Source organism: Niastella sp. OAS944, from assembly GCA_024809215.1.
Taxonomy (GTDB): domain Bacteria; phylum Bacteroidota; class Bacteroidia; order Chitinophagales; family Chitinophagaceae; genus Niastella.
Window position 1 is genome coordinate 35,740 of record JANUBW010000013.1, and the last position, 12,621, is coordinate 48,360.

The 12,621-nt window shown below is 42.0% G+C and carries 9 protein-coding genes; 5 read left to right on the forward strand and 4 right to left on the reverse strand.

Going from position 1 to position 12,621, the window contains the following annotated elements; genetic code table 11:
• The 3 genes from GGD38_RS34100 to GGD38_RS34110 all read left to right on the forward strand — a co-directional run bounded on the left by GGD38_RS34100 (position 1) and on the right by GGD38_RS34110 (position 2,868).
• Complete coding sequence (locus GGD38_RS34100) at positions 1-603, forward strand: hypothetical protein (RefSeq protein ID WP_375297965.1); 603 nt, start codon at positions 1-3, stop codon at positions 601-603.
• A gap of 137 nt (positions 604-740) precedes the next feature.
• Complete coding sequence (locus GGD38_RS34105; RefSeq protein WP_375297964.1) at positions 741-1,640, forward strand: AraC family transcriptional regulator; 900 nt, start codon at positions 741-743, stop codon at positions 1,638-1,640.
• Between the two features lie 388 nt (positions 1,641-2,028).
• Positions 2,029-2,868 carry an oxidoreductase gene (locus GGD38_RS34110; protein WP_375297963.1) on the forward strand — a complete coding sequence of 280 codons (840 nt, stop codon included), beginning with the start codon at positions 2,029-2,031 and terminating at the stop codon, positions 2,866-2,868.
• Positions 2,869-2,941: 73 nt separating this feature from the next.
• On the opposite strand, the gene GGD38_RS34115 is transcribed toward GGD38_RS34110, so the two are convergent.
• Positions 2,942-5,467 (reverse strand): FG-GAP-like repeat-containing protein, encoded by a 2,526-nt coding sequence (locus tag GGD38_RS34115; RefSeq protein WP_375297962.1) that lies wholly within the window; start codon positions 5,465-5,467, stop codon positions 2,942-2,944.
• 254 nt (positions 5,468-5,721) lie between these two features.
• Positions 5,722-6,219, reverse strand: coding sequence for an Lrp/AsnC family transcriptional regulator (locus tag GGD38_RS34120; protein ID WP_375297961.1), 498 nt, complete (start codon positions 6,217-6,219; stop codon positions 5,722-5,724).
• Positions 6,220-6,338: 119 nt separating this feature from the next.
• On the opposite strand from GGD38_RS34120, the gene GGD38_RS34125 reads away from it, so the two are divergent.
• Complete coding sequence (locus GGD38_RS34125; RefSeq protein ID WP_375297960.1) at positions 6,339-7,703, forward strand: MFS transporter; 1,365 nt, start codon at positions 6,339-6,341, stop codon at positions 7,701-7,703.
• A 37-nt stretch (positions 7,704-7,740) separates the two neighbouring features.
• On the opposite strand, the gene GGD38_RS34130 is transcribed toward GGD38_RS34125, so the two are convergent.
• Positions 7,741-10,986, reverse strand: coding sequence for a carboxypeptidase regulatory-like domain-containing protein (locus GGD38_RS34130; RefSeq protein ID WP_375297959.1), 3,246 nt, complete (start codon positions 10,984-10,986; stop codon positions 7,741-7,743).
• Positions 10,987-11,295: 309 nt separating this feature from the next.
• Between GGD38_RS34130 and GGD38_RS34135 the strand changes: the two genes are divergently transcribed.
• Positions 11,296-11,784 carry a hypothetical protein gene (locus GGD38_RS34135; RefSeq protein ID WP_375297958.1) on the forward strand — a complete coding sequence of 163 codons (489 nt, stop codon included), beginning with the start codon at positions 11,296-11,298 and terminating at the stop codon, positions 11,782-11,784.
• A gap of 126 nt (positions 11,785-11,910) precedes the next feature.
• On the opposite strand, the gene GGD38_RS34140 is transcribed toward GGD38_RS34135, so the two are convergent.
• Positions 11,911-12,621, reverse strand: a complete 711-nt coding sequence (locus GGD38_RS34140) for a LytR/AlgR family response regulator transcription factor (RefSeq protein ID WP_375297957.1) — start codon at positions 12,619-12,621, stop codon at positions 11,911-11,913.

The window sequence follows — 12,621 nt, forward strand, 5'->3', positions numbered from 1 at the left end:
ATGATACTCTTCTTTCTTTTAACCACAGGGTTGTTTTTTCTATTTATTGTTTTACTCTTTGTTGGCATTGTAAAAAAGCGTAGAAGGCCTATATATATATCCCTGGTCTTTTTCCTGCTGGCCATACCTGCCGGTCTTTATACCAGCTTTTTGTTTGCCCAAAAAGCTTACAAAAAAATAAAGACTACCAAAATTGACAATCCGTTCAAACGCACCGGAATGGAAATGTATACGGCCGTGCTTGGCAAACCCGAAACAAACTGCGTAACGGTCATCAATAGCCAGGATGCGTATATACCCAGAATTGACTGTTGTATTTGGCTTGAATTTATCACCTGCCCCAAGGAGCTGGCACGTATTATTGCTTACAACAAACTTAAAGCCGAAGAAACGGGCAACTGGTATGAGGGTGATAAAGATAGCGCAACAGTAATTGATGAAATTCCTAATTATAGTCCAAGGCCAACATGGTTTGAACCCAAAAACCTGGGTGCAGGTTATAAAAGGGCACGTAAATGGAACCCTGATGACCCCAATCATGACCTCATCCTTTTGTTTTCAAAAGACAGCACCCACGCCTATTATTGCGATATGGCAGAATAACCCGTTTGCAATTGTTTGAATTTTGCAAGTTTTTGTTTGATTCGTGTAAAGTATTGGCTTTGCGGTTGTTGTAATTTTATAAGGTGAAGCAGTAAAAGTGAGCTTGTGAATACATACAATTTGCTTAAATTTAATATATGGGCAAAACAGAGACGCTGGAAGATTTTTACCGCCAGAAAATGAACTGGTTACCCGATAACCTGAAACAGGATATAGGTCATTTTAATGTATTCAGGGTAGAAGACTGTGTGGGACAGGGCAAAACGCCCGTAGCTTATGCCCGCCGTGATTATTATAAGATAGCCCTTATGCAGGGCCCCTATGCATACCACTATGCCGATAAAAGTCTGGAGGTGACAGGTTCAACCCTCATCTTTTTCAATCCGAATGTACCGTATACATTCGAACCGCTCACCGAAGATCCCAAGGGGCTTTTTTGCATTTTTAAGGAAGCGTTTTTTACAGAAAAAATTCGTGGTGGTATTAAAGACCTGCCCATGTTCATTGCAGGCAACAAACCCAGCTACGTATTAAATAAAACGCAGGATAAATTTGTGGCGCAGATATTTGAGAAGATGATCGACGAAATAAAGGGTGATTATGTTTTCAAATATGATCTTATTCGCAACTACATAATGGAAATGATCCATTATGCTTTGAAAATGCAACCTACAGAAACCCTGTATCAACACATTGATGCGAATGCACGTATTACAGCAGTGTTTACGGAGTTGCTTGAACGGCAGTTCCCTATTGAATCGCCCAATCAACGATTCACTTTACGTTCGGCCCGCGATTTTGCCGATCAGTTAGCAGTGCATGTAAACCACCTCAACCGCGCCATACGATTAACAACTGGCAAAACCACTACTGAACATATCTTTGAAAGGCTTACCAGCGAAGCGAAAACATTACTTAAACATACCAACTGGAATATTTCAGAGATTGGGTATAGTTTAGGTTTCGAGGAGCCGGCGCATTTTAATCATTTTTTCAAAAAACAAACCAGTATGACGCCTTCGGCTTATCGGAACTAATGATGTGTGTGAAGTTGAAAAGTTGATAAAGGAAATACAATAAGTTAAAAAGTATAAATACAATAGTCGGTCCCGCCTTTGGCGGGGCCTTTTTGTTTTAGTACGCTGCTCTTCACAACTGAATAACTGAACAACTCGCTAACTGAACAACTCCTCTATCAACTCCATCAACTATATCAACTTTTCAACTTCCCGGTCAACCTGCCAACTTGTTAACTTGTCAACTCCCTACTTACATTAATCAAACAAACTAACCTTCACCCCAAAGTGTTTGAATTATACAATTACTTGTTTGAAACCGATAATAACCAACACTCACACTCATTCTATCTTTGTGTCATCAGTTCATGAACGAAACAAAACTTACAACAATCAAATAAAAACTTTTATGAAAAATAAAATATGGTTTGTAACCGGCGCCTCTAAAGGTTTGGGGCTGGCTCTTGTAAAAAAATTGTTATCATCCGGTTATCGCGTTGCCGCTACCTCACGTAACGTAAACGATCTTAAAAAAGCGGTGGACGCAGGCAGCGAATCATTTCTGCCCCTGGCGGTTGATCTGAAAAATGAAAGCAGTGTTGAAAATGCTATCAAAGAAACCGTATCGCATTTTGGTTCCATTGATGTAATAGTAAACAATGCAGGTTATGGTTTGGTAGGCAGTCTGGAAGAATTAACAGACGCAGAGGTGCGTGAGAATTTTGATGTGAATGTTTTTGGGGTATTAAATGTGATCAGAAAAGCAATGCCTTTTCTGCGCAAACAAAAATCGGGTCATATCTTTAACATCGCTTCTATTGGTGGTTTCACCGGTAATTTCCCCGGCTTTGGCAGCTATACTGCTACTAAATTTGCAATGCATGGATTTTCAGAATCACTGGCTGCAGAAGCAAAACCCTTCGGTGTTCATGTAACAATAGTATCACCAGGGTATTTCAGAACCGAGTTCCTCGATGCTTCACTGGGTGTTCCTAAAAATGAAATAGCAGATTACAAACTGGTACGCGATGTTCAAACACTTCACCAGAATGAGATCAACTATAAACAAGCTGGCGACCCGGTTAAAGCAGCTGCAGTAATGATAGAGATTGCAGAACAAACTACACCGCCATTACATGTGTTTCTCGGCAGAGATTCATATCAACTTGCTGAGCAAAAGATCAAATTGATACAGGAAGATATGGCAGCAGTAAAAGAGCTGGCTACATCAACCGATCATGAACAATAGTTTTACATGGCTGTATAAAGCAAAAGCCTCCCAAATGCATTCGGGAGGCTTTTGTATTTTTTAAGTGTATGGTTTATTTTATCATTAATGTACTCGTAACTTTATTCTTTCCATCAATGTAAACCAGCTTATAAACGCCACCAAGTAAGCCATGCAATTGTATGGTTGTTTGAGGTGTGTTGCTACCCACTTCCACTTGTCGCACTATTCTACCAAACATATCAACCAGCTGCAACCGCGTTTTGTGGTTGGTTAATGGTTGTTGCCAGGTTACATACTTTGATGCCGGGTTAGGATACAATTTAAACAACTTTTGTATTACCCCATCAGCATTGGCGGTACGTGCGTTTACAAACAACGTATCATTAATGGTAGTATCGCTGATATAGGTAAAGCCTGGTTTAGTTGCCAAACCATATGGCGTTAATACCGAAACATACCCTGAGGCGCCGGTTCTAACATTTGCTTTTATTAAGGTATCTGACATTACCCTTATACTATCTGCCGACACACCGCCAAAACGAACTGATACAGCACCCGTTAACCTTGAGCCCCAGATGAAAATGGTTGTGCCACGTGTACCACTTGTTGGCCAGAAGCTTGATATGATCGGCGCAGTGGTATCGGGTATGCTGGTAGTATCAGCGATATACGTAAAGCCAGGTTTTGATGCCGAGCAATAAGGCGAGATCACCTGTACGCTTCCGGTAGCACCGGTATCAACAATAGCCTTGATCATAGTATCTGACATGATCACAATACTATCAGCAGGTACACCACCAAAACGAACGCCTGTAGAGCCAGTAAAGTTTGAACCTAAAATATACACTGCTGTACCCTGTTGACCGCTTGTTGGACTGAAGCTGGTAATTACCGGGCACAAAGTATCGGGCGTTTGCGTAGTATCGCCAATAAATGTAAAGCCGGGTTTTGATGCCGAGCCAAACTGCGTGTATAGAGTAACATCGCCGGTAGCGCCATTATTAACCCTGGCCTGTACCACACTGTCAGACACTACATGAACACTATCGCTCCATTGCGAACCAAATTTTACAGAACCTGTAGTGCTTAAATTTTTGCCGAAAATATTTACAAAGGCGCCCTTTGCTGCGCTTGTTGGCGTAAAGCTGGTAATGATTGGCGATTCGCCATTTTGCTTGTTCCTCAATATAGACACCGCATATATACCAACATTATGATTAAATACCAGGTCTACTTCCCCATCGCCATCAATATCGCCAATGGCAACATCAGTATGCAGCGTTCCTGTTTTATATTCAACCCGGGCGCCCAGCCTAATTGAATCACTCCAAATACCGGGGTATAAACAAATTGCCCTTGGTGTATCGCAACCAATAGCAATATCAGGTCTACCATCGCCATTAAGATCACCAATGGCTGCGCTTTTCGGGCTGCTACCCGTTGCAATATCCTGTTTGGTCTCCAACATAATATTACCCAAAGTACTTCTGTTCCTGAAAATTGACATGCTTGAACTAATGTAGTTAACAACTACAATGTCCTGCTTTCCATCTACATTCAAATCACCAACCTTTATTAAGTTGGGATAACTGCCAGTAGGGTAATCTGTTTTCCCAGCAAATGAAATTATACCGGGCGCACTGAAGTTCCTCCAAACAGATACACCACCATTAGATATGCCATTATAAAGAGTTAAAAGCTCAGGCTTTCCATCACCATCCAGATCGGCAACTGCAATATCGTTGGAATTAAATGCGGTCAGATCTACTTTTGGCGCAAAACTGACTGCCCCAATACTTGTAGTTGTATTTCTGAAAATGGAAACGATGCCTGAATTGGAAGATGCTACTACCATATCTGGTTTTCCATCGCCGTCAACATCTGCAATGGCAACACGTGTGGAACCGGCGCCGGTAGCATACCTTGTTGTATCGAACCTGATGGTATCGCCAACTGAGTTGTTTCTTAAAACCTGAACAGAACCGGTACCAGTACTTACGAAATTTGCAAAAGCTATATCCAGCTTTCCATCACCATCAAGATCGCCGGTTGCACTGCCAAAAGCACCGGGGCCGCCGGGAAAATGTTTATTGGCCGCAAAACTCACTGTGCCTGGTACACTGGTATTTCTTATCACAGTAACTGCATTGCCAACCTGGTTGGTAACAAAAAGATCAGTTCGGCCATCTCTATTAAGATCTGCCAATGTTATAGAACGTGGATTATTAAAACCACCATACACATCTTTTCTGGACCCAAAATCATTGGTATCTAAAGTTGTGTTGAAATTCTGAAACCCAACATTGAACGGTAGTTGCGAATAGGCGGTTAGTCCGTTCACCGTAACCGTTATTGGGGCATAAGTAGCGCCAACAGGCACAGTAACATTAAGGTTAGTTGCATTAACCGATTGCACTGTTGCCCGTACCGGACCAAAGTAAACAATATTTAAGCCCGCAATAGGACTAAACCCCGAACCACTGATAGTTACCGGCGTACCGGGCCGGGCCGAGGTTGGACTAAACGAATTAATAACAGGCTGGGCAAAAGCAGCCTGGCAAAGTAATAGCAAAACAAACAATACACTCCTTTTAAGTGCGAGGTAAACATTCGCCATAGATAAAGATTAAAAGTTAACAATAGAATTTCCGGCTATGAGATAGTCACAGCAAAAACAATGATCCCTTTTGTACCTAGTAGCTTTCTGGTTAAATAATGAGTAGTCGCCGATGATCTTTATAGAAGAATTCAAACAAAAAACAGTGAAGTTTTACGGAAGGCAAATTAGCGCTTTGAAAAGATATTTTTTCCAAAACGCCAATAATTAATTTTTCCATAACCGTTACTAAATAAAGTTAGTAACGGGAATAATTACAATAGCTGATGTGTGTCTTTCAGAATACCCATTACAAAAATGCTTTGGGTGTGGCTGATGCCTTTTATCATACTTAATTTATGCAAGTAAAAGTCGTGGTAGCTTTCCATATTCTCCGAAACGATCTTTAGCATAAAATCAAACTCGCCCGAAATATTATAGCACTCCAGCACCTCGGTAAAACCCGTTACCGCATCAATAAACACCTTTGCAATTTTACGATTATGCTCTTTCAATGAAATATAACAAATGACCATAATGCCCTTTTGTATTTTTCTATGATCGAGCAAGGTGGCGTATTGTTTAATTACACCATTAGCTTCCATACGTTTTATACGTTCATGTACCGGAGTAGCGCTTAAATGTATGGCTGCTGCAATTTCCCGCACGGTAAGCTTGGCATTTTTTTCAAGCAAACGAAGTATAGCATAGTCTTTTTCATCCAATGTCACCGGCGCGGTAGCCAGTTGTTCTGTTTTCGTTTTTATACGCATACACAACTATATGTTTGTTCTTACAAACAGCATAAAATTAACCATTTGTTCTAAACTTTTAATGATTAACCGTACAAGTAAATATATTTCTAGTTTTGTGCAGAACAATTGAGGGCAGGATGCGAAGAAAACAGATCATACTAATAGTAGCTTCAACAGCTATCTTTTTTGAGGCGCTTGATATTGCCATTCTCAATTTGGCCATACCATTAATGCAAAAGGAGTTTCAGTTAGATGCTGAAACCATTCAATGGGTGCAAACCGTATATGTTCTTTTTTACGGCGGCTTTTTGGTAATAGGCGGAAAACTATGTGATACGCTTGGCCGGAAAAATATATTCATGACCGGTGCGGGGCTTTTCCTGTTTACATCACTGGGCGCCGGGCTTTCGGGCAATTTTATAATGCTAACCGCATTCAGGGCGCTGCAAGGTTTGGCAGCAGCCATGGTAATGCCTTCGGCCTTATCAATTATTACAAACACATTTACAGAACCGGCAGAACGAAACCGGTCGATAAGCATCTTTAGCTCATTTGCGGCCATTGGTTCAGGTTGCGGTCTGGCACTGGGTGGTATTGTGGCTACTTACCTGGGCTGGCAATGGATCTTTTTTATTAATGTTCCCGTGATCACCGCAGCTTTGACCTTGGCTTACCGTTACATTGACAAAGATGTACCCGACAAAAAACAAAAGTTCCCCGATCTGATTTCAAGCATTCTGCTTACGCTGGTCATAGTATTGATCTCGTATGTAGTGCACTACCTGGCCGACTTCTCCCAAAAATACGTCCTGCTGCTTTCCTGCATGGCAGTGATCATTGTAGCCTGGTTTATTTTTATACGCCGTGAACGTACAAAACAACAGCCTTTAATTGATTTCAGCATGTTCCGTACCACCGGCACCATTTCGGGTAATATAATAACCATATTACTGGGCGCCTTCTTTTTAAGTTACCTGTTCCTGTTATCGCTGGTGTTACAACAAAACATGCACTTCAGCGCCGCCCGGGCCGGTTTGCTTCTCTTCCCTTTCAGTGTAGGTTCATTTTTGGTATCGCGATATCTGGTACCTGCATTGTTTAAAAGAATGACGGTACTACAAACGGGTATTGTAGGTATGTGCCTGATGCTAACCGGTTCTTTATTACTAATGACAGCCATGTTATTTAACCATAGCCTGCCGCTGATCTTGTTATCCATTGCCTGTGTTACGGGTAGCGGTATGTCGGTTTGCTACCCCAGCCTAACATCACTGGCCATACGCGATATACCGGTTAATCAGCAAGGCGTGGCAGCAGGTATATGTACAACATCATATTTTATAGGGGCCGGCCTTGGGCTGTCACTCTTAGCCCTCGGCATGCAATTATTAACCTCAGCTTCTAATATGGTTGGCTATATTCCCGTATTAATAGTTAGCTGTTTTGCATTGCCTGGCGTTATTGGATTATTATGGGTTAGAATGAAAAAAGGCATCCGATAGTGGATGCCCTTTCCTTGTCAACTCGTCAACTTGTTAACTAAAAAATATACCTCAAACCAATCTGCATTTGCCAGCGCGATGGAAGGTCGGGACTGGCAGTGAATGTAGACGTTAATGAAGGATCGAATCTGTACACAGGGTTATTGTTACCATAACTCACACTCAATGGTTGAAAATAACCCGAGGTGGTTGCATATTTTACCACACCCCATTCACTGCTTAACAAATTACCAATGTTCACAAAGTCGAGGCTTAGCTGTATTGTTGAAGGCTTGGTTTTGGGATTAATAATGAAGTCCTGCAAAATACGAAGATCAACCTGGCTTAACCAGGGGTTCTGACCTGCATATTTCTCAGTATACTGCCCACGCCGTTTGCTCAGGTATTTATCGTTGGCGATAAAACTCCGCAATCCCTGACGCTGTGCAGCTACGCTTATAAGCGTTCCATTTACATCTGTCAATAACGGATCAAACTGCATGGTATTGATCTCGGCATCGGTTGGCACATACAACAGATCGTTTGAATTGGTTCCATCGTTATTAATATCGCCACCATATACATAAGCAAACCGGTTGCCCGAATTCCATGAGCCAAACAGCGAAATAGTAGTAGCCCATTGTTCAGCATATGAAAACTTCTTTGAAAAAGCCGCTACTACACGATGCGTATTCCCATACAACGACCGCGACAAAACCGCCGCATTGGCGTTGTTCAATATAGGATTGCGATCAAAAGCATCGCTCGATATTTCAGCCGAAATAGAGCTGGCATCTTTTGCAATCAAAAAGTTGTACCCTGCCATAGCATAAAACCCGCCGGCAAAATATTGCTGCGCCTGGAATGTAGTGTTGAACTGATAACCCACACTGGTGTTGGTAAATGCGTATGTATTTGCTGCACCCTGGTTGGCAGGCAAGTACACTTTGCGGTTATCGGCAGTACCTGAATTTAATGTACCTGTAGGAGTGCCCAGTTTATAATTTCGTACCATCATACCATTCACATCTTTAGTATACGCAACATCAACAGTAAAAATGGTCCCAAACGGTATTTTGTAATCAACACCCAAATTAGAGCGCCATACCTGGGGCCATTTAAAATCGCGGGCGGTTACGTTGTAAAAACTACTATAGGGATTACCTATATGGTTTCCCAGCCAAACAAAAGGAAACCGGCCGGTAAATAATCCCGAACCACCACGAATTTGTACTGTTTTATTGCCCATAACATCCCAGTTGAAACCAAGCCGTGGCGAAAGCAATAATTTCTTTTCGGGCAACCGCGTGTTATCAACATCTTTACCCGGCCCATTGGTAAGTGATTTGCCATTTTCATCAAACAAGGTCAGGTTATCTGTATTAGGAAATGTTGGCTCGCCTTCATCATATTTATTAAGGAAGGTTCCATCGGGAGCAATACCGGGATTTCGATAGCTGGCGTTGAAGTAAAAAGGAATATCAGCCCGCAGCCCATATGTTAACCTGAATTTATCATTCACCTGCCATTCATCCTGTATGTAAGCACTCAATTGCCCCACCGTTAAATAATACCATGTCCACTGATTGGCCATTGCACGATTGCGGGCATAAGCCACATCGGCACTTAAAGGATAAGCGCCAAAAACGAATTTACCGTCTACCGGTACGCTGTCGATAAAATTCTTTATATCGGCAAATGGTGCATCCGAAAAAATAGCGGGGCCGTAACCTGTTAAATTAAAGCTGTTGGCAAACTTGAACGATTCAAAGGAAGCACCCGCAGTAACCGTATGTTTGTTGAAGAACATGTTGAAGTTATTGGTTACCTGAAAAGCATCCTGATTGAGTATGTTGTTGATGGAAAACGGTTCATGCCCTGCAATTATATAACGCACACCATTTTTGGTAATGTTAACTACCGGGAACGGTGAAGAGAATGGATTTCGATTATCGCGGAACCGGGTATATACTACTCTTAATTTATTGGCATAATCGGCGCCAAAGGTTGATTTTAATTCAGCACCAAATGACTGCAGTTTATTCACGATCTCATAACCGCTGTTCCTGAATTGCAAAGTTGTAAAATCGGGCCCGCGCCGGCCAATGGCGCTGGGATGCGCCGGTTTGTCTTTATGCGCATCCAAACCATTGTAAGTAAAAGAAAGCCGGTGATTGTCGGTAATATTCCAGTCGAGCTTTACCAGCCATTTGTAATTTGTTTGGTCTAATGTATACTGCTGATAAGGCCCTGTTTCATAATTGAATTTCGATTTTAAAATAGCGCTTACCTGTTGCAGGTCCGACTCCAACACCCGGCTGGTATTTGATTTTCCAACATTGCCACTGTTCTGCGCAACGTAGGAAGAAGCCTGATCTTCCCGCCGTTCTGTTTCAAAACTTACAAAATAAAATAACTTGTTCTTTATAACGGGACCGCCCAACGAAAATCCGGTTTGTAACTGACTCAGATCGGGTAATACCAGCTTATTCTTTTCAACCTTCTTACCGGTAAGCGATTGATTGCGGTAAAAGGCATATACAGTTCCGGAAAAATTGTTATTGCCCGATTTGGTTACGGTGTTAACACCAGCACCGGTAAAGCCGGCCTGTGTTACATCGTATGGCGCAATGTTCACCTGTATTTGATCAATAGCATCGAGCGATATGGGTTGTGCGCCGGTTTGTCCACCCGGCGTAGGCGCATCGAGCCCAAATGGATTATTGAACACCGCCCCGTCGAGCGAGAAGTTATTGTACTGCCCATTTCGGCCGGCAAACGATAACCCGTTATAGGTAAATGAGGCCGAAGGCGTTAAGCGTATATAATCATCTGCCGACCGGCTAATGGTTGGCAGCGAACGTATCACCCGGCTGTTGATGTTGGTAGAGGCGCCGGTTTTCTTATTGTCAAAGACTGCCGACCTGCTGGTAATAGTCACCTCCTTTAACTCACCGGCCTTCTCTTTCATTTGAATGTCGACCGAGTTATTTTGACCCAGCTCGAGGAAAACATTATCAGTAACCGATGTTTGAAAGTTCACGAAAGATACCGTTATAGTGTACGGACCGCCCACCCTTAGGTTGGGAACGGTGAACCGGCCATCGCCCCGGGTTGGTAATGTTTGTTTAAAACCGGCATCGGCCCATTCAATGACCACGGTGGCAGCCGGTAAAGGCACCCCCTTGGGATCTTTTACAATTCCACTAAGCGTGGCCGTAGTTACCTGCGAAAATAAAAACGGGGAGCAGCATAATAAAAAAAATAGCGTAAACGCATGGCTTTTTTGCACGTACTTTCTCATAGCAGTTCTTATATTAGGTTTATTAATACCAGTACTGTATTGCTAACGCTTAACAAATGGAAGGGAGGGGAAGGACTTTGAACTGATACAGATTAAATAGGCTAAGCAATTTTACAGAAGGTAGTTGCCGGATATTACCTAACACACGATCCGTTTACCGCAACAGAGGGAATTAACAGTAGCCTAATTTAAGGAAAATAAATTGATTATGCATGTTATTTTGGATGGACCAATTTTCTAGCATTGATTTTGCTTATGTATGCGAACCGCCCCTGAAAATGCAGGTAGCGCCCCTTAAAAATCAATAATATGAAAAAGATCAGTTTGTTCATTGCGTTCCTCAGCCTCGCAACCGTTTCCATGGCCCAGTTAAAAACAACAACAGCCGCCTGCCCGGCATTTGAAGTAGACATTCTCGATGGAAAAGTAAATGGATTTAAAGCCGATGTAATAGCGGGACAGATCAAAAGGAAATGGCCCTGTTTCACCAGCGTTACTAACGATAGCGCCAAATGCGGCGAAGCCGTTTATTATAAAGACAAAGGCATTACATTTTTTACCAGCAGAGATTATGTGGAAATTACGGAAGGCTTTAAGGGAAAACTCAGCGTGCCTTTACTTGGTGCCGCCCGTGGAAGTTTATTTAAAACACTGGGTAACCCTAAAATAAAAGATGCTACCTGGGATGCTTATCAAACAAATTACGGTACGTTGATCCTGTACTATAATAAAGCGAATAAAGTACGAATAATACAGTTCAGTACGTATGGTACTGATTTGATTAAACTATGTGAATAATACCGTAGCTACTTTACAATTGATTTATAAGAAACCGAAGTAAGATGTAAGAGGTATGAAGTACCTCGCGCCTTTTCTTCGGTTTTTGCATTTCCTACCGCCTACTTCTTACATCCTACTTCTTCTTCAAACACTAAGCACTCTAAGGAACTGTTGTTTGTAATTTCTTCCTATTGGTAAAGAGAACGACTGTACATTCACTTCTTCATTATTATAGCTTACGATCTTATCAACCGATACGATATACGATTTATGAATACGCACAAATTTGTTCTCCGGTAGTTTCTCTTCCATATACCCAATACGTTGATAGGTGATAACACTTTTACCGGGCGTAATGATCTTTACATAATCCTTTATGCTTTCAATGTAAATGATCTCTTTCAGATATATTTTCACCAGCTCCTTGTTCACCTTAAAATACATATAGGCTTTCTCAAAGGCTTCTTCTTTATTATCAACAGCGGCCGGTTGTTTCAATACATTATACTGATGGTATTTTGAAATCGATTTCAGGAACCGTTCAAACGTTACCGGCTTTACCAGGTAATCGAGCACATCGAGCTCAAAACCTTCTACCGCAAACTCGCGGTATGCCGTGGTAAGAATAACCCGCGGCCGTTCCTGCAGCGATTTTATTAATTCAAGCCCATTCATACGGGGCATTTGAATATCGAGGAACAGGATGTTCACCGGCTTTTTTTGAATAAAGGCGAAGGCCTCAAGCGCATTTCCGCACTGCCCTGTTATTTCAAGGTCATCCATTTTTTCAATATAGGATGCCAGCAGTTCCCTTGCCGGTGGTTCGTCATCAACAATAAGGCATTGTATTTTCAC